This window comes from Nostoc sp. DedQUE07, from assembly GCF_034530975.2.
GTDB lineage: Bacteria > Cyanobacteriota > Cyanobacteriia > Cyanobacteriales > Nostocaceae > Nostoc.
The window spans coordinates 17,574-43,766 of record NZ_JAVRCC020000054.1 but is presented as its reverse complement, the minus strand read 5'-3'; the positions used below and the strand labels follow the sequence as shown (position 1 = coordinate 43,766).

Sequence of the window (26,193 nt, the reverse complement as noted above, 5' to 3'; positions counted from 1 at the left end):
TCTTTGTTACTGGTGAAAAAAATTGTCCACCTAGCGGGTCGCTACCTCGATCGGTTGTTTCCACACCGCAGCAGCATAGAGCGAGTCCTCAAAATCGGGGGCAATATCGCCTGCGATCCGTGCCTCATGATGCGCCCAGTCCTTAAAGAACAAGTCGTGGCTGATGCGCGATACTATTGCAGGTACGTCGCGGCGGATGCTATGGATGTCACCAACTGGCAATCCGAAGCTGACCAAACCAGCAGGATTAAATACGTGAATGTCTTTCAGATAAGGGGCAGTGCCAGGTACTTTTTCTTGGTATTCGTGGGCGCTACCAAGGTAAGGATGTGCCCCCAAACCGTCGTCGCGCAGTCCTTCTGGTGGCTGGTAGCGATCGCGCCAGAGGGCAATATGCTGGGCAAAGTCGGCTAGTTCGGGACGCTTGGTTGGGTCAACGAAGTAACCAGTGCCAGCGATTGCAAAATCAAACTCGAAAACATCATCGTTCACCTGGATGGCAATGCGATTACCCAGTTTCCGTGCCGATTTCCAAGGTGCAGATAGATGGATGTGAAAGTTCGGGAAAGCGATCGCTCGCTCAATCGAGTTCGGGGGTGGCGCGGTGCCTGCTTGATGAAAGCGCCAAGCCTGGAGCCAGCGTGCTGCATCGGGTAGTTGGGGATAGTTGTCGTAAGCACCAGGGTAATCCCGTACCCGAAGGAGTGACAGAGATGCGATCGCCGATCGCCGTACAAATAAATGTACTGCCTTAGCTCCCGATTCCAGCGCCACTCCTGCTGCATCGAAAGCTGAAGCCGCCGCACCCAGCACCGCCACAGTCTTACCGCGCAGTGCTTCAAAATCGATCGCATCGGCGGTATGCGCGTACAACGTGCGGGGTAAGTCAGCCAGTATTGGAGGTATGTTCGGGCCACCCGTGCCAGCCACGCCATTGGCGAAGATAATTTTGCGCGTAGTCTCTAAGAGCGGGACACCGTTTACCTCAAGGTGTAGGCGGAAGAAACCTGCGACTGGTTCAATCCGCACCAACTTCGTCTGGTAACGAACCTGGATACCCAGGAAATGCCGATACCAACTGAGGTACTCAGCCCAAGTCACTCGCCCAATGCGATCAATCTTCGCGTAGGCTGCCGCACCGTGCCGCGCTTCGTACCAGGCTTGAAAGGATAATTCTGGGATGCCTAGTTCTGGGCCAGGCAGATGTTTCGGTGTGCGGAGCGTTCTCATCCGCGCTCGCGTCAACCACACGCCTGCATGATCCTCGTCATCGGCTGCATCAATCTCCGTCACGCGACCGATCCCAGCACGTCGTAGCGCAAATACAAAGGTGCTACCGCTACCGCTGCCACCTATGATAGTGACATTATGATCGATGCCAGGGCGATCGGGTACCCAGTTTTCGGGATCGGGACCGAGCAGGCGTAGTGCCTCGCGGGCAGCAAAATCGAAATTGCTCGTTGTTGTCATGTCGATCTCCTCAGATATCGTTGCGATGGATGAAAAAATCGGAATAGTAGACAATTAAGCTGTTACTAGTAGTACGCCAAGGCAACGCAAGCGGGGTAAAGGGGAAGGGTGAAAGGGACTCATGTTTTTTATCCCTTACCATGAGTCCCTTTTCCCTTTACCCAACCTCACAAGCGCATTTTTGGGTTGGCAGACCACTAGGTTCTTATTCGCGAGTTTGGATTCGCTAAAGCGTGTTATGAACAACTGCCAGAAGCTAGAAAAGGGTTCGTGTTGCTACCACATCGTTTAAAGCTAGAAATCCCAGGCTGTTTTCTAACGGTGCTGTATCGATTGCTGCCATGACCAATCCTCCTTAATTTTTCACTAAAAGCCCTTACAAAGGTAGGTATTTTTTATTTTTTTAGAGAATTGGTATAATCCATCATTGCCACCGATCGGGTGAGAACGGATTACAGCCGTGATGTGAGAAATTGATCGATATAGTTTGCGATCGCATCTCCATCTTCTTCCAGGGCAAAATGTCCGGTATCGAGTAGATGGAACTCAACGTCTTTCAAGTCACCCTGGTAGGGATAAGCACCGTCAGCAGGAAAGATGTAGTCGTTCTTGCCCCAAACAATCAGGGTAGGGGGTTGATACTGGCGGAAATACTCTTGCCATTGGGGATAGAGCGGTGGATTGGTACCATAGCTATACAGCAGTGCCAGTTGAATCTCACCGTTGCCGGGGCGATCGAGGAAATGTTGATCGATAGTCCAGGTATCGGGGCTGATCGCTTCTAGATTGCGAACACCATTGGTATATTGCCACTTCGTTGCTTCTAAGCTGACAAGATATTTGAGCTTTTCAGCATTTTCAGGCGATCGCTCTTGCCAGTATGCCTTAATTGGTTCCCAGAATTCGCGCAGACCTTCCTCGTAAGCATTGCCATTTTGAACAATCAAAGATTGCACGCGCTCTGGATATTTAGCGGCAATCCGATAGCCAATCGGCGCACCATAATCCATTACATAAAGGCTATACTTTTTGAGAGCGATCGCAGCAATGAATTTCTCTACAATCTCAGCCAAGCGATCGAACGTGTAGTCAAATTCATTTACACTTGGCATCGAACTGTTGCCGTAGCCAGGGTAGTCAGGAGCAACGAGATGGAATTTATCAGCGAGGGCAGGTATAAGATTGCGGAACATGTGAGACGACGTTGGGAAGCCGTGCAATAACAGAATCGTCGGATTATCACGAGAACCAGCTTCACGGTAGAAGATATCTAAACCATCGATTGAAACGGTGCGATATGTAGTCATGGGATTACTCTTTGTAAGCGATCAAAGCCTTTTGAACTTCAAATTTGTGCCATACCGCCATCGACAAACAACTCAATGCCGTTCACAAAGCTGCTGTCATCTGAAGCGAGAAAGACAACGGCTTTGGCAATCTCATCGGGTTTGCCGACTCGTCCCAGTGGGATGGTGCTGGCTTGGCTGTCCACAAATTCTTGCAACTGCTGGTCATTCAGTCCCAAATGATCGTAACCAGGAGTCGGAACCACACCAGGGCTAATGGCATTCACTCGGATCTTGCGTTCTCTGAGATCGAGTATCCAATTCCGAGCAAACGATCTCACGGCGGCTTTGGTGGCGCTGTAAACACTGAAAGCTGGCGTACCTTTTATAGAAGTAATCGAAGCATTCAGGATAATAGAAGCGCCCTCTGGTAACAGTGGCAGTGCCTTTTGTACGGTGAACAGCAAACCTTTGACGTTTACGTTGAATGTTTTGTCAAAGTGTTCCTCAGTGATTGCTCCAAGTGGGGCAATTTGTCCACCGCCAGCATTAGCGAAGATGATATCGAGGTGTCCTTGTTCTTGCTTAATGGTAGCAAACAGACGATCGAGGTCTGCCAGATTAGAAACATCGCTCTGCACAGCCGTAACATTTTTACCGATGGCTTCTACAGCAGCATCCAGTTCGGCTTGGCGACGACCTGTGATGTAGACATAGGCACCTTCAGCAACAAACTGTTTGGCTGTGGCAAGACCGATACCACTGTTGCCACCCGTGACAAGGGCGATTTTTCCTTCTAGTTTTTTCATTATGCTAATCCTTCGATTGTTGGGTTTAAAGCAGTCAGTTGCTAATAGAGAGCGGAGTCAGAAGGAAGAATGGTCAGTCCGTATTGGGGAGTAAGGGCGATCGTCTTTTGAATATCTGCATCTGTAATTGGGGGTAGGGGTGCAGTGGGATCGTTCGCTGGAGTCTCCACGATGCGAGGCTTATTGAATACTAACTAATCTCTAAGGGATATCTCCAGGTACACCCAGAATTTCGTCGCCAATTTCGGTAGAGATGCGAATGAACAATTCCAAATCAGGTGCCTCATTCTCGTTTAGCGTCCCTGTTGCAGCAATTAGTTGAGCAAAGGCACTGGGGGCAGAAACGACTAACGCACGAGCTGGTCGATCGCCGAGTGTAGCAACAACATGGGGTATGCCCATAGGAATCAGAACACTTTCACCTATGCCTAGCACAACCTTGTTTTTACCAAGCCAGACAGTGTACTCTCCTTGGAGCACATAAAGTTGTTCGGAATAGTGTGTATGGCGATGGGGTGGAGTCTGCATACCAGGAGGAGAATAGCCTTCAATCAGGTCGTATTTACCATCAGTCGTGGTGCGATCGGCGAGGATGGTGAGGCGAGAACCAAGAAGCCAGAACGATTGTGTCATGGAATAGATATTTCTAATGAATTGTGTCATGAATGCTCAAGCTTGCGACTCAAATAAAGCAGGCGTTCATACCGTCAATGCCAGTACGTCATAGAAACCGAGCGCTAAAGCGAAGCGTCCGATAAACTCTTGAAAAAAGAGATTTCCGAACTCCTAAATAGATGAGTGTGTCAGATTTTGAACATTAAGCTTGTTAAGAACACTTTGCGAAGTACGCTCCGCTTTAATTAAATCTGCTGCCTTCTCAGAAATCATGATAGTGGGTGCGTTTGTGTTGCCTGTGGTAATTGTTGGCATGATTGATGCATCAACCACACGAAGACCTTGAATTCCATGTACCCGTAGTTCAGGGTTTACCACTGCCATTGGGTCAATGCCCATTTTGCAAGTGCCAACCGGATGCCATACAGTGCTGCAAGTGTCCCGAATGTAAGCTTCGAGTGCTGCATCAATCTGAATTTGGGAACCCGGAGCAATTTCTTTGCCACGAAACTCATCAAAGGCACTGTTCTGAAACAATTGGCGGATTAATTTCACTCCCTCAACCAACTTCTGCACATCAGCTTGACTTTGTAGATAATTCATCCGTATGGTTGGTGGATCGTTGAAATTAGATGAACGCAAACGAACGCTGCCAACATTTTGGAGACGGGTAAGAGAGACTGCACCTGTAAATCCAAAATCAGCAGGAGTATAACCAGGTGACAAGAATTGAATCGGGCCGAAAAAGAACTGCAAATCGGGTGCAGCCTCCACATTCCCTTTGCTATGCAAAAATAATCCGGCTTCAACTCCATTACTGGTAATGGCAGGGTGTATATCTTGAGTAGCTGCTTGAACGACACAAGTGAGAATGTGATCCTGAAGGTTTTGACCGACACCCGGCAAATCTGCGATCGCAGAAATTCCCATCGCTTGCAGATATTCTGCATCCCCAATACCAGAAAGCATTAGCAGTTTGGGCGAATCAAACGCACCCGCACTTAAAATCACTTCTTGGTTGACTCTGACCTGGTGGAGCCTACCTTCATGCAGATATTCTACTCCCACACAGCGAGTGCCTTCAAACAGCAATCGCGTCACCAATGCCCCAGTCGTTACAGTCAAATTGGGACGATGGAGAATGGGTAGAAGAAAAGCAGCAGCAGCACTGTGCCGTTTACCATCCTCGATCGTCAACTGATAAAGTCCTACCCCTTGTTGCTGTACACCATTAAAATCAGGATTGTAGTTGTATCCCATTGATACACAGGCATCTACAAAGCGTTGGGAAACCACAGCAGGGGACATCAAATCGGTAACGCTCAACTCCCCATCAACCCCGTGAAATTCTGACGCGCCTCGCTGCTGCTGCTCCGATTTCTTGAAATAGGGCAAGACATCAAGGTACGACCAACCGGGATTTCCTAATTCCTGCCAGCGATCGTAATCTTGAGGATTGCCCCGGACATACATCATGAAATTAATCGAACTGCTGCCCCCCAAGACTTTGCCACGGGAACAAAACATTTTGCGGTAATTCAGGTAGGGTTCCGGCTCAGAAACGTAACCCCAATCTACTTCAGAGCCTATTAGGCTAAAGCACTGCGCCGGAATTTGAATTTCTGGTTTTGTAGCTGGGTTGCCCGCTTCGAGGAGTAACACGGTTGTGTCACAGTCTTCGGTTAGACGATTGGCAACCACACAACCAGCCGAACCTGCACCAATTACAATGTAGTCATAATTAGTCATAAAGTTCTCTTCCTCTGTTATCTACAATGGATAAATGGAGTCAAGAATGAACTGATTTAAAGAGCGATCGCTGAAATACTGTTAGTCAATAACTAGGTCTGTTCTATTTATTTGTACTGAGAAACTGCTTCTCTTACAATTGCGATTACTTCACAGCAGTACTTGCTGCTTCAATCACTTTGGCAACCTCTTTTGGATGAGAGATAAAAGGAACATGACTGGAGTTAACTTCGGTTGTCTTAGCATTAATCCGTTTAGCCATAAATCGTTGAAGTTCGGGGTTGATGGCGCGATCGCTTTGAGTCACGATAAACCAGGAAGGAATCGTTTTCCAAGCGATTTCATTCACTGATTGCTCAAACGCTGCGCTGGCGATCGGCTTTTGGGTTGCTGCCATTACTCGCGCCTCAGCTTTTGATACATCTTGGGCAAAAAATTCGTGAAACTTCCCGCGATCTACATAGAGAAAGTTTGCAGCATCAGACACGATCGCCGTACTAATCGGAGGTGCTGCGTACCTTTTATTCAAGTCACTCGTCTTTTCACCGACATCTGGTGCGAAAGCATTAACATAAACCAGAGCTTTCACCTGTGAATTGCCAGCCGCCGCGCCCGTAATCACATTTCCACCATAGGAATGTCCGACTACAACAACAGAACCCTTTTGAGCCTCAATCACCCGCTTCGTCGTTGCCACATCATCAGCAAGCGAGGTGAGCGGAATCTGCACAGCAGTTACTCTATAGCCATCTTTCTCCAACAATGGAATAACGTGTTGCCATGATGTACCATCAGCATAAGCCCCATGAACGAGAACGATCGCAGGTTTAGAGTTGGATGCTTGAGGTAATTCCTTGGAGGTGGCTGATGTTGGATGCATTGATATGACAACGACAACACTTAATGCAAATAACCACAGCAACAATTTTTGAACTTTTTTCCATGTAAAAACTATCATTGCGATCGCCTCTGTATTCTTGCTAAATTGCTCAAATCTTTGGTTCTTGTTGTCCGTATAGAAGTTAGGAAATACTCTCTGCCGAAATACTTATTAAGATAAGCACTAAAAACATTAATCATTTGCAGCAACAATGGCTGCCATTATCTGCTCAACAGTCCAGCGATCGAGATAGCGAATTCCATTAATAAACAAAGCGGGCGCAGCCTCCACTCCACTTCGCAGTCCACCTTCGATGTCCGCATTGATCCGATTGACATACCTTCCCCTGGATAAATCCTGCAAAAATTGAGAAATATCAAGTCCTAAACGATTGGCATACTCCACTAGATAGCCATTTCCCAATTCCTGTTGATAGATAAACAGCATCTCATGCATTTGCCAAAACTGCCCTTGAGCCGCTGCTGCTTCTGCGGCTTGTGCTGCCCTTTGAGCATGTGGATGAATCTGAATTTGTGGAAAATGACGGAAGATAAAACATAAATAATTCTCCCCTAAAGAAACACTAAGTTGTCGCCCAATGACTTTAATCAGCCTGTCAACATTTGCACTCTCTTGAGATTGATAGTCCCCATACATCACCAACACTACAATCGCATTCAGTACACCTTTTATGCGATCTTGTGTTGAAGGTGGGACGAATAACAAACTGCGATCGCTCTCAAAACTCACTGAGACCTCCGAAAAAGAAAATGCTCATCGCCAGCGATCTCTTCTGAAATCCTTGTACTACCTGAGCTAAAATCTAGTTTTTGGAAAGGTCTAAGTCATTCAGAAGAAAATTAGATGGTGCGTTAACGAAATGTAATAAGGTATACCAGAAACCTCTCTTCAAAGCCTCTTTCTACTTCGAGGAGAGGCTTTGAAATTCCCATTCCCTTGTAGGGAAGGGGGCTAGGGGGGTTAGGTTTCCGAGCCTCAGAAGTTACCAAAAATACTTTTCAAACATCCTCTAAGGCTTAAATACACGACCATGGCCGGCAGCCTGCTAGCAAAGTTTTTTTCTTATCTAGAGCAGCATTTCTATTTTGAGATTGAGTTTGTTTGATGCTGTAATTAATTTTTAGGGCATCGTCTCCTAATGTATTGTGCTTTTTAATCGCTGTGTTTAAGGTAGGTGCATTCAGATTATTCTCTAGAGTCACACCCTGATTGATTTTGGCAATAGCAGAGTTTCCAGAGAAAGCTATTGCGCCAACGATTACGACTCCTAAACCTTTAGCCAAATTCCAAACATGCATAATTGTATTCCGCCTTTTTTACCAATTCTAAATATTCTTTGGCATCAATTAACTAGAGGATTTCGCCGCCAGTGAGCAACTAAACGTTTACATACTTTTGTTGAAGCTTTGGCGGCTTTGTGTACAAATATATGCAATTAACTCTAACTTGTCGTCCTCTAAAAGTTGAAACTTTTGCTCAATAGAGTGATTGATAAATCAGTCCATCTCAAAATGGAAGGTTGCCTCCAACTCAAGTTGGAATCCAAATTTCAACTTGAGTACAACTTATTTACAAATTGACAATCCCACGCTTAACAGCAGTAATCACAGCTTGTGTGCGATCGCTCACTCCCAGTTTGCTTAAAATCCGATTCACATGCGATTTGACAGTGCTTTCACCAATAATCAAAGCAGTCCCAATTTCTTGATTACCCATTCCTTGTGCCATCAAACGCAACACTTCCAACTCTCGTTCACTCAGTTCTGGATTGCTCATTCGCTGCAATAATTTTGCGCCCACTTCTGGCGGAATGTATTTCTGACCATTATGAATAGCGCGAATCGCATTCAAAAGCTCGCCAGGTTTAGCATCCTTAAGCAGATAGCCTTGAGCGCCCGCCTGTAAACCGCGATAGATATCTTCATCGCCATCGTAGGTTGTGAGTACCGCGATTCGAGCCTGCTTAAATTCAGCACAAATCGCCATAATTGCTTCAACACCTCCCATTTTGGGCATTCGTAAATCCATTAGTGTGACATCAGGTTGGTATTCTCGAAACAAGGCGATCGCCTGTTGCCCATCTTCAGCTTGAGCGATCGCTGTCATTTCTGGATCGCGGTTAATGATGGTTGCTAGACCCTTTCTGACTATGGCATGGTCATCAACAATCAGCACTCGAATCGTAGTGGATTGGCTCATTGTAATTTTCACACTCGATTGATGGTGACAATAATTTCTGTTCCTTGACCAGGTTGGCTTTGAATCGTTAGTTGTGCGCCAATGCGCTCTGCCCGTTCGCTCATTCCTAATAAGCCAAACCCACCGCTCAAAGGAGTGCTACCTACTCCAAAGCCCCTGCCATCGTCTTTAACCCGTAAGATACACTGTGTTTCGTTATACACTAACTCAACCCGAATTTCGGCAGCATCAGCGTATTTAATCGCATTGGTTAATGCTTCCTGCCCAATTCTAAGTAAGTTATTCTCCACTTCGATTGATAAGGAATAGGCTATACCCTGAGTTTCGCAAATCAGAGCCGTGTCGGTCGTTGCTCGCATTTGAGCCACTATACGATGCAGGGCACTCTCTAAATTACCTTCTTCTAGTAGCCGCGGACGGAGTGCTGATACGGATCGCCGTGTCCCTGCTAGCCCAGCCCGTGCTAGTTCCTCAATCATTTCCAGATGTACTTGGGTTGCTTCTGGGTCGTCCGCCAGCACTTGTGTTGCTGCTCCAACTTGAAGCAGAATACCTGTGAAAGATTGAGCTAGTGTATCATGAATTTCTCGCGCCATCCGGTTGCGTTCTTCTAAGATAGAAGTGTGTTCAGCTCGTTTGCGATCGCTAATATCTGTCATGAGACTGTAGAAACCTCTTACCTGAGCATTGTCATCGAAATCAGGAATAAAGGTCGCGCTGATGCACCGCTTATCATCCAAAAAAGGGATTTCTGCTTCTAGAGGGACAGTTTGCCCTGCAAACACCTGATTAATATACGGCTCAACCCGTTCATAAACCGCCTCACCGAGCAGTTGACGAACAGGGTTGCCCAAAATTTGATCGCGGCTACGGTTGAACCAAACCTCGTATGTACGGTTGATAAATTGAAAGCAGCAATTGGCATCGACGTAGCTAATCAGAACGGGTAGAGCGTCGGCAATCAGTCGTAATTCCTGCTCCTGTAAGCGAAGCTCCTCGTAGACACCGCGTAGCTCTGCTTCGCTTGCCTGCAATGCTGTCGTTCGTTGGGCAACTTGTTGCTCTAGGGTGCGATTGTATTCTGCTAAAAGCTTCTCTGCTTGTTTACGTTCGGTGATGTCTTGAAAGGCTGCGATCGCATACAGAATGTTGCCAGACTCATCAAAAATTGGAGTTCCCCAACTTTCGATCGGAATGATGCGATTCCCCTGATGAATTTCGATATCATCCACACTGCCCTGTTCGCCCTTTAGCGCTCGCCTAATCATCAGTTGTTCGGTTGGGTAGGGGCGATCGGTTCCTGCCACATAGAGTTGATAGACCTCGGCAATTTGCTCTGGGGTGACAGACGGCAGCACGCCCTTGCCCAAGAGTTGGATTGCCTTCTGATTCGCGTAATAAGGGCGGCCTGTTGCATCCATAACTACAATTCCTACCGGAACCGACTCTAAAATTTTCTGGAGGCGGGTTTCACTTTGGGCGAGGGTCTGATTTAAAGACTCCATTTTGGCAAATGCGATTTGAAGCTGCTGTGCCATCTGGTTGAACGATCGAGCCAGTTCGCCCAAATCGCCCGATCTTTCAATTTCTACCGTCTGATTCCATGCACCGTCTGCTAGCGCTTTTGCCGATTGACTGACGCTGACAATCGGTTTAGCGATCCATCGGGCAATCAAAATGCAGATCGCAATGCCAAGCAGCAAAGCTGCAATACAAAGCAGAATCGTCGTGTGGATGCTTTGATTAATCTTGGCCATGAAATCGGATTCAGGCAACACCGTGACAATCAGCCAGTTTAGCCCACGAGTATCTTTGAATGGCATCACTTGAATCAACTGCCGCCTGCCATCGAACTTAAAATCAAGCTGTTCCGCAGTCTGGATCTGCCACAAATCGCTGAAATGCTCGCGCAAATAGGCAGCAGTAGCTCGCACGGTAGGGTTAAGGCTCTCAACTGCGGACAATCGATTTGCTGCCGCCTCACTACTAATAATCGCCTCTCCGGTGGAGGTGGCAACCAGTTGTCCCGATCGCTCTAGAATAAAGGCGATGCCTGTCTTGCCAATTTGCAGGCTAGCCAAAAAAAGGCTCATCTCATTAGGCAGAAATACATCGGTGGCACAGACTCCCAACAGCGATCGATCGGCAGTGCTATAGACAGGCGTACTGGCGGTGATCGTTGGCAACTGGCTAGCAAAGTCGGCATAAATTCCACTCCAGATTGGTTCGCCTGCCGTCACTGCTGCTTTATACCAGGGACGAACCCGCGCATCGAAGGCTTTGTTGCCTTGACTGATTAACTGGTCTCGCTGACCATTGCGATCGAGGCTGTAGCCGTAGAGTTGACGATCTGTAGCAACATTACTCGACCGCAGTTCAATTGAGCGATCGCCAGGGCTACGTCGCACCCCTAGAAGAGAACCTTTGCGATCGCCACAGTAGATATCACTCACCATTGGATAAATCTGAATTTGCTGCCAGAGTGGAAATTCACCTTTGACTGCGCTAGGGTCAATTTTTCCCTGAGCGAAGGTGCTGGCATTGAGCCGATTGATGTTATGGGGTATCTCGGTATAGGTTTGTAGTTTGCCTTCGATCCGGTTCGTCAGTTCGCGCCGCAGTTGACTGGCGAGATCGTTGATGGCTTCCTGTCTATTTTGGAAGGAAAAATACCCCACTAAGCCGACTGTCACCAAAGTTTGCAGCACAAACGGCACAATCAAAACCGTCTGCAATGGCACCGTTCTGGAAACTTGAGCTACAACTTGCTTGAGAAGACTGCTCATCAATCAGATTCCTCATTTACGGCAGTTCACGCACGTTAGTCCATTTATTGACCGAAGAAAGGCAGAGGGCAGGAGGCAGAAGGAAGAAATACAATTTTTGCCCTCAGCAATCAAGGGACACAAGCCCCTAAATTTATTTATGAAAAAATAAATAAATATGTATTAACGAGTGGCGCAGCGCATATTTACTGTGTCAAAAGTTAAATCCCCTAAATTTATTTATGGGGATTCCCTTCTGCCCTCTGCTTTCGTACTTCTGCCTTCTTAAGAAAATACTAGCCATGAGAAGCTCCAACGATCGCAACAAGTAGTGGCTCAAACTCTAAAGCGTCTCTATAACGCACACCATTGATAAATAAAGCTGGAGTGCTAACTACCCCACTATCCATTCCGCTGGTAATGTCTCGATTGATGCGATCGACATGCACTTTTTGGGCAATGTCTCGAATAAACTGAGTCACATCAAGCCCTAAATTGTCAGCGTATTCTGCTAAATACCCATCTTCTAGCTCTTGATGATGCTTCAATAACGTCTCGTGCATCTGCCAAAACTGCCCTTGTGCTGCTGCTGCTTCTGTCGCTGCTGCTGCCTTTTGAGCTTGAGGATGGATTTGAGGTTGAGGAAAATGTCGGAATACAAAGCATAGAGAATCTCTCCCGAATAAGGTCGCCTCAAGCTGGCGTTGAATTGCCTGAATTGAGGTATAAAGTTCACTACATTGGGGACACTGATAATCCCCATACTCAACAAGCACAACGCGAGCATTCAACGATCCTTGTCGATGGTCTTGCTCAGAAGGAGGTACAACTAATTGATTGCGCTCTGCTTCGCAGTTACTGCAAGGGTCGCTAGGTGTGTCGTCAGGAATAACATCGCTCATTCTAAATCTTTGAGGAAAAGAGATTCATCGTGCGCACTCTGAAATTTCTTCCCTTCAAGCCTATAATCGTTTGTATGAGTTTAATGTATGAGACTTGCTTAGACTTGTCGTCAATTCAGAGTCTGTATTTTAATCAACAAAATGATTGAGGATGAGTCAATTTGAGGGAGCAGAACGAATCAAACTCAGGTTTGATTGCCTCACAGACTAAAATATGATGGTTAACCCAGGCAGAAGTGCCATCTTTGCTTTTACAAGCTAGCAATTCCGCGTTTCAACGCAATAATGGCTGCCTGGGTGCGATCTTTGACATCTAGCTTGCTTAAAATTCGGTTGATATGAGTCTTCACTGTACTTTCACTAATATTGAGAGCAGTGCTAATTTCCTGGTTGCTCATGCCCTGTCCGACTAACTGGAGAACTTCTAACTCACGATCGCTCAGTTCTGGAGCAGTTATCCGTTGGACTAGCTTGGCAGCCACGTTGGGGGGAATATACTGTTGTCCCCTGGTCACTGTCCGAATAGCTGTCAATAGTTCCTCTGGCTCAGAGTCCTTCAGTAAATAACCCTTTGCCCCGGCTCGTAATCCTCGATAAATCTCTTCATCGGTGTCATACGTGGTCAGCACAATAATTCGGGCATTGGGAAACTCATTGCAAATAAGCGTAATCGCCTGAACACCCCCCATATCGGGCATCCGTAAATCCATCAAAGTCACATCAGGTTGCTGTTGCTGAAAAACTGCGATCGCCTCATGCCCATTTCGCCCCTGACCCACAATGACAATATCTGGAGCCTCCTCTAACATTCCGATCAACCCCTGGCGGACAACAGGATGATCGTCCACAACCAGAACGCGAATGCTACTGGGCTGATTCATGCTGACTTAACCCCCGATTAATGGATACCGCGATCTCTGTCCCTTGCTCTAAGTCACTTTGAATCTTTAATTTAGCTCTAATGCGTTCAGCCCGTTCTGCCATCCCCAGTAGACCAAAGCCATTCTGTATCGCCTGGTTTTCTACATTAAATCCCTGCCCATCGTCTTTAATTCGCAAGCTGCATTGGGTCGGTTCATAGATCAGTTCAATGTGGATTTCACGTGCTTTAGCATGTTTGATTGCATTTGTCAAAGCTTCCTGCCCAATCCGAAACAGATTATTTTCCAGATCGGAGGATAGGGGATAGGGCGTACCCATGACTTCGTAGACGATTTGGGTTGCGATCGAGGAGTCTAATTGAGCAGTAAGATGGCTTAAGGCATCCTGTAAGTTACTGCTCTCTAAAAGGTATGGGCGGTGTAGTGCCTCTACTGAACGACGTGCCTCCGCAAGCCCAGAACGGGCTAAGTCGAGGATCTGAGTGAGGAGAGTTTGCGCTTTTTCTGGGTCTGCCGTTACCTTATTGGCGGCAGAGCGAGCATGAATGATAATACCTGTAAACGCTTGGGCTAAAGTGTCGTGAATTTCCCGCGCCATGTGATTGCGTTCTTCTAGAATCGAGGCTTCTTCGGCTCGTTTGCGATCGCTGATATCTCTTGCCAGCCAAATGACAGAATGTTCTGAAATGGGCGAGATGCGAGTTGCAAACCAGGTTTTCCACCCTCCCACGATCGAGCTATACTCAACCGTTAGGGGCTGCTGAGTGCTTAATGCTTGCCGAATACAGCCAAGAAATGTATCGGCTTGCGATCGCTCAAAAATTTCGGAAAATGTTCGACCCACCTGTTCGTCAATCGGGTTAGATAATTTCTCTGACTCGATCAGGCTTGCTCTCAAAATCCGCCCTTCTGCATTTACTACCAAGAGCGGATCGGGCATTGCACAAAAGAGCGCCCGAAGTTCTGCTTCGGAGGCTTGCAACGCTTCTTCTGCCTGTTTGCGTCTAATTCCTAATGCAATCTCACGGGCTGAAAACTCCAACGCCTCAAAGTTGGACGACGGAATGGGATGTCGAGTAAACATCCCTATAACTCCAACAAGTTGCTCATCCAGCAGTATCGGATAGCCTGCAAATGCCACCATGCCTTCTCGTTTTGCCCATTCTTTATCAATGGATGATTCATCAAACACATTGTTAGTCAACAGAGGACTGCGTTCCTGAGCAATTTGTCCAACTTTGAGGCCACCTACAGGAATTCGACTGTATTCACCGTCAAGACGGGTATACATCCCCGCACTGGCTTGTAACTCCAAAACATTCTTGTCTTTATTTAGCGTCCAAATCCGAGCAAATGCCGCATTAAAGTGCTTAACAACGGCTTGGGCACAGCGATGCAGCATCAAGGGCAAACTAGCACTTTGAGCCAAGGCACTATCCACATCGGCGCGAAAATCGGAGAGGATTGCCTGTTCTCGAAATTGAGCCTCGGACTGACGCAACACTTCTTCTGCTTGTTTGCGTTCGCTAATATCTGTCATGATACTGTAGAAGCCTCTGACTTGAGCATTGTCATCGAAATCAGGGATCAAGGTCGCGCTGATGCACCGCTTGCCAAGCCCAAAAGGGATCTCTGTTTCTAGAGATACCGTTTGCCCTGCAAACACCTGATTAATGTACGGCTCAATTCGTTGATAAACCGCCTCACCGAGAAGTTGGCGAACAGGGTTGCCCAGAATTTCATTGCGGCTACGATTAAACCAGACCTCATAGGTATGGTTGATGAATTGATAACATCGATTGGCATCTACATAGCCGATCAGAACTGGTAGAGCGTTGGCAATCAGTCGTAATTCCTGTTCCCGATGGCGCAATTCTGCTTCACTTTGCTGTAAAGCTGCCGTTCGTTGGGCTACTTGTTGCTCCAAGGTACGATTGTAATTGGCTAAGAGATGTTCGGTTTGTTTACGCTCTGTGATGTCTTGAAAGGCTGCGATCGCATAAACCACATTGCCCTGTTCGTCAAAGACTGGAGTTCCCCATGCCTCAGATGAAATAGTTGCGTTGTTTTGGCGAATATCTATATCGTCAGTCCTGGTGCGTTCGCCACTCAACGCCCGAATAATTGGCAGTTTCTCTGACGGATAGATTTGATCCGTTCCCGTCACGTAAAATTGATAAATTTCTGAAAGTTGCTCTGGTGTCGCAGCAGGATCGACGCCTTTACCCATAAGCTCAATTCCCCGCTGATTGACATAGTAAGGGCGACCTGTCGCGTCAATAATGCCAATTCCCACTGGAATCGCTTCTAGAAATTGAGTCATCTGACTTTCGCTAGCGCGGAGCTTTGAGTAGAGTTTGGCATTCTCAATTGCGATCGCTGCTTGAGTAGAAAGTAGATTCAGGACTTGCGATCGCGTAGCGTTTCCGTTGGCGCAGCCTCTCGCAGGGAAGGAGACTCGCTCTGGTGTAAATGCTCCAGCCGCTAATTTATTTTCTAGATACAACACGCCCACTAGCTTACCTTGATTGAGCAGAGGTAAACATAAAATTGATTGAGTTTGATTCTGTTGAATATATGGCTCATTAATAAAATTACCTTCACGAGTAGCATCATTTAAGATGACAGATTCATGAGTACGAATAACATAATTAATAATTGATTCAGGTAGATGATTTGCAGTTGGGATAGATTGCAGCACTTGTGTAACATCGACATTCTCACCCTCATTAAGTTCACTAGACGCTTCAATCACCCATTTTCCTGAGTTTTCTAAAATCAAAAATCCTGTTTGTGCGCCAGCATTTTCGATTAATATCTTCATCAAGGAACGGAGCAGCCGATCTAGTTCAATTTCGCTCGAAATCGCCTGAGTTGCCTTCATTACTGCCGTTAAATCAAAAGCGATGTGTGAGGTATTAGAAGTGGTTTCAGCAGTAGTGCAGATTGGTGTGGAAGCCACGCTCGACTGTTCAGGAAATAGCTGCGGATAGCGAGTTTCTAAATCTCTCACTTTCGCAGTTGCTCCCCACCGTTCATAACAGTAGTGAGCTTCTTTCATGTAGGTTTGGGCGATCTTTTGCCGACCTCGCACTAGATAATGTTTAGCAGCTAACTCGTATGCTAACGCTTCTTCCTGGATATATTCATTTTCCCTGGCTCCTTGAATTGCTTGTTCATAGAATTCCTCTGCTTCAAACCACTGACTTAGAACTCGTGCAGTCTCTGCTTGCACCAGATGATATTTATGCAAACAATTCATTGGCGCATACTGTGCCCATTGCTTCATTTTCTCCTGACTAACCGTAACTTTTTTGAGGAGTTCCTCTTGCACTTGAGTGCTGCTTTCAGAGTATATGGCGAGTCTTGCCAGCGCATCATATAGATAGTAAAAAGGAGCAACAGGTGTGCCTGTTATTCGGATTAAATAACGTTCTGCTATGGTTGAGTTTTCAACTGCCTGAGCGTATTCAGAAAATAGGTAACACAGGATAAGTTTATTGAAATAGACATCAAAGGTTGACGTTCCATCATTTGTTACTTCATGTTGTGGCAATCCATTCTCTTCGTTGTAGAACTCGCCAACTAGACGAGTTGGGCTGACCGAAAAGCCCATCAAATTTGCGATCGCCTGCTGATATATTTGGTTCCAGGTTAGCGCCGTTTTCTGTTTGATTTGACGAATTGCTTCATTGTATTTCGTCATCTCGCGCTCAACTTCTACGAGTTCCTTTCCAACTGCGTAGGATTGGAAGCAATAACAATGAGCACAATAAGCAGCAAACTCTAAATCTCCAACTTCTAAACCTTTTTGGTAGGCTTCTAGCAAGGGCTGGATTGTGTTTTTAATATGCTTTTTCCAATGAATAATAAAGTTATTCACAATGAGTAATGTTCTAGCTCTGAGAGAATGAACATTAAGGTGTGACAATAGATTTAGCGCAAGTTGCCCAAACTCGTACCCAATCGCAATGTTCCCACTCGTTCCACAAAGAATTAATCCGTAAAATGCATAGGCAAAGGGAGATACAACAGCATTACCAGATTGAATAGATAAGTTTACTTGTTTAGACACAAGCAGAGGCATCAAATCAGGAGCCGCAACATAGGCAGCGATCGTGATGCTTGATAAGATTCGCATCGCCGCCAACTTGTCCGGTTCGGTCATTTCCGGCAAATAGAGCAAGTTCTCGATTGGCTTCTCGCCAATGAGTGATGCGATCGCATCTAGCTCAAGCTGAATGTCTGACTGAGTTGGCGTTTCAGGAAAACTGATTCCCAGTTGCTGCAAAACTTGTAATCCAGTGTTGATTGCTTCTAATGGCTGGTTCTGCGCGATGTCAGTTTGAATTTTGACTTCGTAAACTTTCACGATGTCGAGAACCGTTTTGGCTGCTTGCAGAACGATCGCTGCCCAGGATTCTACCTGCTCAAACTCGCCACACAAATACGCGACTTCTGTTGTTTGGGTATATAACTCTAAGGTCAGCTTATAGTTAGTTTGCCAACTGGAGTCTGCCAGCCATGCTCTACCTCTGGCTAAATAGTTTTGAGCCACACTATAGGCGATCGCAGCTTTTGCTTTCTGTCCTGTGATTAAATTTAATCTAGCAATTTCATTGCGTTCTAGTCGATCTGTGACAAGCTCAATTCCATGATTAAGATGATCGACAATTTCAAACAGTCGGTCTGATAGTCTCTCTAGCAAAGTTTTTTGGAGGAGATTGCGACCAATTTGTAAATGAACAATTTGCTTTTGCGACTCATCGATTAAGGTGTATGAGGCTTGTTGCACGCGATCGTGCAAGAACTTATACTCTTGAATTAACAAGTTTTCATCTAATTCAGATAGTGGTTGAATTAATCCACCTTGTATGGCTGTTAGTAAATCTTGAAAAAGCGTTTCAGGTGGTCGATCGCAAACAATCGACAACGTATCTAAATTAAATTCAGCACCGATACAAGCTGCTAACTGGAGAATTTGCTGTGTGTTTTTTGGTAATTTATTTAACTGAATCAGTAGTAACTCCACCACATTATCGGTAATATCCTGGGCTTGAATATCAGCTATGTTCCATTGCCAGCATAAGTTTTGTGCATCAAATGTCAGCAGATTTTCGCTATGCAGCATTCTCAAAAATTCACTGACAAAGAAGGGATTGCCCTCAGTTTTACGCAACACCAACTCAGCTAACGGACGAACGATGTCTGCATTTCGATGTAGCGTCTCGGCAATCAACTGACTCAAAGGCTCCAGCGTTAAGGGTGCTAAGATAATTTCTTGAAGCACTGCCCCTTGTTTTCGCAGTCTCTCTAGCATTAATGCTAATGGATGCGTTGGATTTACTTCATTATCTCGATAGGCTCCAATTAAAAATAGTGATTTGGTTTGCTCATCCAGCAGCATCAACTCGATTAATTTCAGCGTTGCTGAGTCTATCCACTGCAAATCATCTAAGAATATCACCAGGGGATGTGATTCTGAACAAAACACCCGCACGAACTGCCCAAAGATTCGATGAAAGCGATTTTGAGCTTCAGTTGCTCCAATTTCTGGTACGGGTGGCTGCTTGCCGATAATTAATTCAACTTCGGGGATCGCATCAATGATGATTTGTGCGTTGTTTCCTAAAGCTGTGAGTAAGAGCGATCGCCACTGTTGCACTTTGTCATCAGGTTCACCCAGCAGTTGCTGCACCAATTTTTGTAGGGCATGGGCGATCGCACTGTAGGGAATATTGCGCCCAAATTGATCGAATTTACCAGAGATAAAATAGCCGCGCTTTTGGGTAATTGGTTTATAGATTTCTTGCACTAACGCAGATTTACCTACTCCCGCATAGCCAGATACCAACATCATTTCGACTTGGAATTTTGATTTGCCTGTTTGTTCCCTTTGTGAAGTTGTTTCTGAATTGTTTGGTAAAGAAGCAACGCGATTTGACTCTGGACAGGCTACACGATCAAACGCCGCCAGTAACATTGCAACTTCCTTATCCCGTCCATACAGTTTTTGGGAAATTTGAAACTGGCCCGAAACGTCTTGAAGCGCCAGTTGAATGCTAGAGATTTGACCGATTTCTGCTAATTGTTCAGCACAGATTTCTAAATCCGCTTTGATGCCCCAGGCACTTTGATAGCGATTTTCAGCATTTTTCGCCATCAGTTTGAGAATTATATCTGAAACTGGTTTGGGAATTGTTGTATTTATTTCATGAGGCGGAATAGGATGTTTGGCAATATGACAATGGACTAGCTCCAGCACGTCTGTAGTGGGAAATGGTAGTTGTCCGGTGAGCAGTTCGTAAAATGTCACACCAAGGGAGTAAAAATCGGTGCGGTAATCGAGTAAACGGTTCATCCGCCCGGTTTGCTCTGGAGATAGGTATGCGAGTGTCCCTTCTAAAACATGAGGACTTTTGAAAGTCGGATTCGTGCGGTTAAATTGGGTAGCAATTCCAAAGTCAATAATTTTGATAACGCCAGTATCCAGATTGAGGACTATGTTTCCAGGGTTGATATCTTTATGAATGATATTGGCTGCATGGATTCTGCCTAGAATGTCGGTGAGGGCGATCGCAAGACTGAGAAAAGTGGATAAGGGCATGGGGCAGAAGTTCTCTGGGTACCTGTGCATCCATTTCTCTAGGGACTCTCCCCCAAAATCTTCTAAGAGAATCACCAGAGTGCGTTGATAGTCCTGCTGGCTGTATGCTTTGATAACTCCTTCTAATTTTAGGGAGCGGGTAATTTTATATTCCTGTCTGTAGCGAGTCAGTTCTTGGGGAGAAGGATAATCAAGCTTTAGCATTTTTACGGCGATCCCTACTCCATCGTCTCTGATGCCCCGATAAACTAGAGAGTTAGAACTTTCATATATCTTGTTTTGAATGGCAATACCAGGTAGAGCAATCATAGAGCAACTCTTGAGAGTATGATCTGGCATAACTTAAACTATACAGCAATTCTTATTCTGAGAATTATTACTTGCTGTTTGCTCCCATCGAGAATAAGTTTGATGAAATAAGAGATTGATAACTAAACTTTAATTTTTGACTTCAAAACATTCAACAATTTTTCTTCCAACGCCGTCAAATAAGCCCGATTCAGCTTTCCTAACGACTCCAAAAACTTCTGTACCGATTCCTCCAGCCCACTAGAATACATCCGATTGATGCGTAGGCGTAGCCCGCCGCAGGCATCGCAATTACCAACGTCAGTGATGATAGCTCCAGCGATCGCAGTTAAGATTATGGTAATTCTCCACAATGGCTTCATGTTGCAACAATAATTGTTGCAACATGAAGAAATCACAATTTTAACCGCACTGAACATTTATTAGCGATTGTTTTTTCAACTTATGTAAATAACTGAACATTGCTACAATCAAGGCATTTACGCGTCCGCAGCTTTTCACCTTCCCCCCACCCAGCCCCATCAGCCCGGAAATACACGTAATTTTTATATAGGACTCATATTTGATTGCGTGAAAAAAACTCAGTACAGCTTTATTCCTTCTTCCCAGTCCCCAGTCCCCAGTCCCTAGTCCCTACGATTAATTCAGAAATCAAATCAGATTGCTATATGCTAACAATGTGTTTTAACCTGAACTGGGGTGATGTTAAGACTCCCCCATGATGAGTCCCTCAATCGTATGCGCTTGTACGATAGGTTCTAATTCATCGACGATTCGGCAGGCGAAGTGCTTTCGCTGTTCTGCGGGTATAGTTTTGTAATAAGCACGAGTGAACTGGAGATCGTGCCGCTTTGCGTTTTGGGCATCTGGAGCATCCACACCAAGCACTAGCGTCGGGCGGGATTTTTGGGATTGGTTGGCAGTACCCCGATGAATGGTCAGCGCTGACCGGACAGATATATCTCCACGCTTTGGGAGCTTCCTGACAGCACGCTCCTGGTATCGGTCGTAGAGAGATTTTGGCGGAAACATTTCGTGTTTGAAGCCGATTGGCCGATCCCACTGGGTACCGAGTGCTATCTCGAACGGCCCCATGTCCTCTTCGACATCCACGGTGGTTAAGTTGAAGGCAAGCGAGTTGAGCCTGCGTCCTGTCAGAGTGGCTTCGGGTGCGGGAAAGTCGCGGTGCCAGGGCTGATTCATGGAGCCAGTCAGAGGCACGTCAAACCCAATCTCTACGATTTTGTAGTCCTCTCCAAGGACTGCGGTTGACACTGCCACTACCCAAGGATGTGTGACCAGATCGAGAAATCCCCCGATCCTCTCCGGGTGAATCTCTACGTAGTATCGGTTGGGCCCGCGCCCCACTGCTCCTCCCGGACGCGCAAGCGCTTCAGAGAAGAGAACCTCAATATCCTCACCAAGGCGATCTGCCCAGGTCGGCTCGAATGCGCCTTTCAACCCAACGATCCCATCGCCGTAGAGTCCGCCCATGACGGCGGCAGTATCATACTGCTCAAAGAGCGCGGTTGGGGGAATCTCTTCTGTTTTCTGGGCTTGGACGGTATTCGTGTAATCAAAAATAACTTCGCGTGCGGCGGTATTCATCCTAATCCCCTTCTGAAATAATTTTGAAAAAAGGACATAACAGGGGTCATTTTGGGCGAGATGATAGCAATATAGTTCTGCTGCCTAACTACAATAACCCCAAGAACTAATAATAAATTGGGGTACAAGGTGCGTAATTGGGCTATAAAATCTAAATAAAAGGATTTTGGACGATAATATCCAAAAAATGCTCTAGTTTTTAACCGAAAAATTGTAAATAAAGTTAATAAATACTTTTGCTGTTGTCGTCATACATACGCAAGATTTATACTTTAGTGTCATTTTTAAGGTTTCTGTTTCTTTTCTATAGCTTCAGTGCATGGTGATGTAACACAGAACACACTATCGACCTTACTTTTTAGCGATGGACTGAAACTCGCTTACCTGGGTCTTGTTTTTTTACCCAAACCAAGAATTTTTGCATTTGCGGCTCATTTTTGAGCTTGTCTAGTGTGTTGAGTTCAAGGGCCAGCAGCTTATTATCGAATAAAACATGAATCTGTCGATGGCAGGCAGAACAGATATTTGCTGTTGGGCCTGGGTCTTGTTTTTTGCGTTTGGTATTTTGTCGTGGAATTAAGTGATGGACAGTTAAATATTCCATCTCTCTTTGACACAGTTGGCATTGCTTGTGTTGATTATTTGGCACCTGATGAATGATAAAACTCTATCTAATATCATAGCGATTACTAAACTAGGGCTAATCGGCTCAACATAAAACTGCCCTGGAGTTATCCAGAGCAGTTTTTGATAGAAGTAAATTATATGGGAGACAATTAATCTTGTCCCCGGTTTATCCATAATAGATACTGTTATATAATACTATTCACCTCAAGTTTCGTGCTTTATGCAAAAAACGAATAATCTTCAAGTTGGCATTACAAAGATTAGAAGTCAGCATCAGCCAGCGTATCACAGATGGCATCCGCTTCTCTACTGTCCACCTCTGATTTTCCTCAACTGGGCTAGGACTTGCAGATAGAGAGCGATCGCACTTGGTGTCGGCTCACTCCCCAAAATTAACGCCGCAGCTTGCAGGGCTTTGGTATTGTTCATTGCACTGGCCAGATTACCCAAAGCGATACCCATCAACCTGAGACACTCAGTAACATTTTCTTTGGGTGGTTCATGTGCAAGCGATCGCAAATCAATCGCATCTGGAGATTTCTGAACATTTTTGAGCTTGGGATGACTAGCTAGCACTGCTCAACTTAAGGTAGCGCGTCAAGACTGTCCAAAATGCAGCGTTAGCATTCGATAGAATCCCTAAAACTAGTTTCCAAGCCACAAAACCAGCACCTAATGACTTAAAGGCATAAATGATTAAATGATTTAAGCAATTCCGGCAAACACAAAAATTCAGTCAAATCCTAGCGCTGAAGTAACGGACACAAAGAAGGGAAATGCGATGCCTGCGGCGGGCTGCGCCAACGCAATCATGCCTAGTACAATCATGACGATTGCGATGGTATACCCGCCATAAGCCGATGGCGATCGCAGTTAACCAACCAGAATTAATTTGAAGGTTTTCCCTATTTTCAAGATCGGTGACTCTTATAAAAGTTCTCCTAGAGTCGTTTCAACATTTTGAACTAGGCAATCCCGATGCCGCCTGTTACACCATAAACTTCTCCGGTGATGTAGCTGCCTTCTTGGGAAGCAAGCAACACATACACAGGAGCAATTTCCACAGGTTGCCCAGGTCTTCCGAGCGGAACTTCAGAACCAAATTTCTCGATCTTCTCCTGGGTCTGACCACCACTCGGCTGTAGCGGAGTCCAGAATGGACCGGGTGCGACTGCATTAACGCGCACTCCCTTCTCGATCATCTGTTTGGCGAGAGATTTGCTGAAATTCTCAATGCCGGCTTTGGTCATCGCATAGTCAAGCAGACTCGCTGAAGGTTGATATGCCTGAATCGAAGTGGTGTTAATAATTGATGCTCCGGGTTTAAGATGTGGAATAGCAGCTTTGGTAATCCAAAATAGCGCGTAGAGGTTTGTCTTCATCACTTTATCGAAATGCTCAGTCGTGATATCGCTAATTGATGGGTAAGATGTCTGTGCGCCAGCATTGTTCACCAGAATATCTAAACCGTTCAAAGATTGCACTGCATCTGTCACCAGCTTTTGGCAAAAATGCTCGTCGGTGATGTCACCTGGAAGCGCAACTGCTTTGCGCCCTGATTGTTCAATCAATTGGATGACTTCTTGAGCATCAGCCTCTTCGCTCTTAAGATAGCCGATCGCGACATCAGCACCTTCTCGCGCAAATGCGATCGCAACAGCACGCCCGATACCAGAATCGGCTCCGGTGACTAATGCCTTCCGACCTGCAAGTTTTCCACATCCAATGTAGCTCTGCTCACCGTGATCCGGTTGGGGCTGCATCTTTTGAGCAAGTCCTGGTACGGGCTGTGGTTGTTGAGGAAAGGGCGGAGCGGGATATTGCTGCCGGGGGTCTTGCATCTCTAATCGATCGGATTTCATCACTTAGTTGTTTTGATAGTTTTTGCAATTCAAGACTCAAGTATCAAGCATTAAGGAGAACGATTCCTCACCCTTTGAGCAGAATAATCTTCCAGAGTATGTAAGACTTAGGCGCGGGCTTGCTCGATGCGCTTGTATTGGGCTAGAGGTAACATCAACTGCTGGAAATCCCTTTCCTCCAACGAGTGAATCTGACCAATCATATCGGTTAGTTGACTCTACAAAGCACAAAAAGTCTTATTTTTCGGGTAAAAATTGCAGAAAAGCTGTCAATGCACTTTTCTGCATGTTCCAGGTGGAGAAACTGCACCTAAAGCAGCAGAAAAGGTTGCTGTGTTACATGAAGTTCTCAGATATTGTGTAAGTCATTGGCAACAGTAAAACTACTGAACGCCATTATTTCCTGGTTTTTAAGCTAAGTAATTACACAACTTCAGATTTGTACAAGTTAATTGCATACATATTTTAGAAGGATGTTGAAACGATGATTATTGTCATGAAATCCGGTTCTCCTCGACAAGAAATTGACTCATTGCTCACAGAACTTTCACGCTGGAATGTTGTCCCAGAAATCTCTGTAGGTAAACATAAAGTAGCTATTGGTTTAATTGGTGATACGGCAGAAATCGACGTGCGCCAAGTGCAAAATTTAAGCCCTTTTATTGAGCAAGTGCTACGGATAAAGAAGCCATTCAAACGCACTAGTTTAGAGTTTCGTCATGGTGAACCCAGTGAAGTCAAGGTGTTTACACCCTCTGAAACCATCACTTTCGGTCAAAACCATCCTGTAGTTGTAATTGCAGGCCCCTGTTCTGTAGAAAGCGAAGAAATGATTGTAGAAACTGCACTGCAAGTCAAAGCCGCAGGTGCAAAGTTTCTCAGAGGAGGTGCTTACAAACCCAGAACTTCACCTTATGCTTTCCAGGGACATGGAGAAAGTGCCTTGGACTGGTTAGCAACAGCTAAATCGGTTTCTGGCTTGGGCATTATTACCGAGGTAATGGATGCAGCTGAATTGGAAATAATTTCATCAGTTGCAGATATTTTGCAAATTGGCGCACGCAATATGCAAAACTTTTCTCTTTTGAAAAAAGTCGGTGCAACCAATAAACCTGTGTTCCTCAAACGTGGTTTGTCAGCCACTATTGAAGATTGGCTGATGTCAGCGGAGTATATTTTGGCAGCAGGAAATCCCAATGTGATTTTGTGCGAACGAGGCATTAGAACTTTTGATCGGGAATATACACGCAACACGTTAGATATATCTGCAATTCCGGTTTTGCGTAATTTAACTCACCTGCCAATTGCGATCGATCCTAGCCACGCTACTGGTAAATCGGAATTGGTGACATCAATGGCGCTGGCTGCGATCGCGGCTGGTTGTGATTCGCTAATGGTTGAGGTTCACCCCAACCCTCAAAAAGCCCTTTCAGATGGGCCTCAATCGCTCAATTTTCCTAACTTTGAGCAATTTATGAAAGAAATCACTCCTCTGGGCAAATTCTTTGGTCGCTGGCAAGAACCAAGATACACAAACAGTAAAGTCACTCAGTCGCAGACATCTTTAGTAAATTGGAAGATTGGGGTTCTTTAAGAATTGTTA

General features: G+C 45.6%; 19 protein-coding genes and 1 pseudogene. 1 reads left to right on the top strand and 19 read right to left on the bottom strand.

Annotated features, from left to right (window positions below; translation table 11 throughout):
• Positions 1-30 precede the first annotated feature (30 nt).
• The 19 genes and pseudogenes from RMZ95_RS28150 to RMZ95_RS28060 all read right to left on the bottom strand — a co-directional run bounded on the left by RMZ95_RS28150 (position 31) and on the right by RMZ95_RS28060 (position 24,590).
• Complete coding sequence (locus tag RMZ95_RS28150; RefSeq protein WP_322685810.1) at positions 31-1,470, bottom strand: SidA/IucD/PvdA family monooxygenase; 1,440 nt, start codon at positions 1,468-1,470, stop codon at positions 31-33.
• 452 nt (positions 1,471-1,922) lie between these two features.
• A complete protein-coding gene (locus RMZ95_RS28145; protein ID WP_322685811.1) occupies positions 1,923-2,777 on the bottom strand; it encodes an alpha/beta hydrolase in 855 nt (284 codons plus the stop codon).
• Positions 2,778-2,815: 38 nt separating this feature from the next.
• Complete coding sequence (locus RMZ95_RS28140; protein ID WP_322685812.1) at positions 2,816-3,565, bottom strand: glucose 1-dehydrogenase; 750 nt, start codon at positions 3,563-3,565, stop codon at positions 2,816-2,818.
• A 41-nt stretch (positions 3,566-3,606) separates the two neighbouring features.
• Positions 3,607-3,735: a hypothetical protein gene (locus RMZ95_RS28135; RefSeq protein ID WP_322674598.1), complete on the bottom strand. Its 129-nt coding sequence runs from the start codon at positions 3,733-3,735 to the stop codon at positions 3,607-3,609.
• A gap of 31 nt (positions 3,736-3,766) precedes the next feature.
• Positions 3,767-4,228, bottom strand: coding sequence for a cupin domain-containing protein (locus RMZ95_RS28130; protein ID WP_322685813.1), 462 nt, complete (start codon positions 4,226-4,228; stop codon positions 3,767-3,769).
• Between the two features lie 123 nt (positions 4,229-4,351).
• Entirely contained in the window at positions 4,352-5,929 is a 1,578-nt protein-coding gene (locus tag RMZ95_RS28125) for a GMC family oxidoreductase (protein WP_322685814.1), read from the bottom strand.
• Between the two features lie 145 nt (positions 5,930-6,074).
• Positions 6,075-6,887: an alpha/beta hydrolase gene (locus RMZ95_RS28120; RefSeq protein ID WP_322685815.1), complete on the bottom strand. Its 813-nt coding sequence runs from the start codon at positions 6,885-6,887 to the stop codon at positions 6,075-6,077.
• 114 nt (positions 6,888-7,001) lie between these two features.
• Positions 7,002-7,559: a DsbA family protein gene (locus tag RMZ95_RS28115; RefSeq protein WP_322685816.1), complete on the bottom strand. Its 558-nt coding sequence runs from the start codon at positions 7,557-7,559 to the stop codon at positions 7,002-7,004.
• Between the two features lie 287 nt (positions 7,560-7,846).
• Positions 7,847-8,128, bottom strand: a complete 282-nt coding sequence (locus RMZ95_RS28110) for a hypothetical protein (protein WP_322674603.1) — start codon at positions 8,126-8,128, stop codon at positions 7,847-7,849.
• Between the two features lie 271 nt (positions 8,129-8,399).
• Positions 8,400-9,029 (bottom strand): response regulator transcription factor, encoded by a 630-nt coding sequence (locus RMZ95_RS28105; protein ID WP_322685817.1) that lies wholly within the window; start codon positions 9,027-9,029, stop codon positions 8,400-8,402.
• A gap of 8 nt (positions 9,030-9,037) precedes the next feature.
• On the bottom strand, positions 9,038-11,815 hold the full coding sequence (locus tag RMZ95_RS28100; RefSeq protein ID WP_322685818.1) for a PAS domain-containing protein: 2,778 nt from the start codon (positions 11,813-11,815) through the stop codon (positions 9,038-9,040).
• Positions 11,816-12,090: 275 nt separating this feature from the next.
• Positions 12,091-12,696, bottom strand: a complete 606-nt coding sequence (locus tag RMZ95_RS28095) for a DsbA family protein (protein WP_322685819.1) — start codon at positions 12,694-12,696, stop codon at positions 12,091-12,093.
• Between the two features lie 251 nt (positions 12,697-12,947).
• Positions 12,948-13,577, bottom strand: coding sequence for a response regulator transcription factor (locus tag RMZ95_RS28090; RefSeq protein WP_322685820.1), 630 nt, complete (start codon positions 13,575-13,577; stop codon positions 12,948-12,950).
• Positions 13,561-20,493: an AAA family ATPase gene (locus RMZ95_RS28085; protein WP_322685821.1), complete on the bottom strand. Its 6,933-nt coding sequence runs from the start codon at positions 20,491-20,493 to the stop codon at positions 13,561-13,563. The genes RMZ95_RS28090 and RMZ95_RS28085 overlap by 17 nt, the downstream gene beginning before the upstream one ends.
• A gap of 122 nt (positions 20,494-20,615) precedes the next feature.
• On the bottom strand, positions 20,616-20,855 hold the full coding sequence (locus RMZ95_RS28080; protein WP_322685822.1) for a hypothetical protein: 240 nt from the start codon (positions 20,853-20,855) through the stop codon (positions 20,616-20,618).
• Between the two features lie 343 nt (positions 20,856-21,198).
• A complete protein-coding gene (locus RMZ95_RS28075) occupies positions 21,199-22,101 on the bottom strand; it encodes a phytanoyl-CoA dioxygenase family protein (protein WP_322674610.1) in 903 nt (300 codons plus the stop codon).
• A 358-nt stretch (positions 22,102-22,459) separates the two neighbouring features.
• Positions 22,460-22,750 carry an HNH endonuclease gene (locus RMZ95_RS28070; RefSeq protein WP_322685823.1) on the bottom strand — a complete coding sequence of 97 codons (291 nt, stop codon included), beginning with the start codon at positions 22,748-22,750 and terminating at the stop codon, positions 22,460-22,462.
• 311 nt (positions 22,751-23,061) lie between these two features.
• Positions 23,062-23,253, bottom strand: a pseudogene (locus tag RMZ95_RS28065) (hypothetical protein); the annotation flags it as partial.
• 440 nt (positions 23,254-23,693) lie between these two features.
• Positions 23,694-24,590, bottom strand: coding sequence for an SDR family oxidoreductase (locus tag RMZ95_RS28060; RefSeq protein ID WP_322685824.1), 897 nt, complete (start codon positions 24,588-24,590; stop codon positions 23,694-23,696).
• Between the two features lie 484 nt (positions 24,591-25,074).
• Between RMZ95_RS28060 and aroF the strand changes: the two genes are divergently transcribed.
• Positions 25,075-26,184 (top strand): 3-deoxy-7-phosphoheptulonate synthase, encoded by a 1,110-nt coding sequence (aroF, locus tag RMZ95_RS28055; RefSeq protein ID WP_322685825.1) that lies wholly within the window; start codon positions 25,075-25,077, stop codon positions 26,182-26,184.
• Positions 26,185-26,193 lie beyond the last annotated feature (9 nt).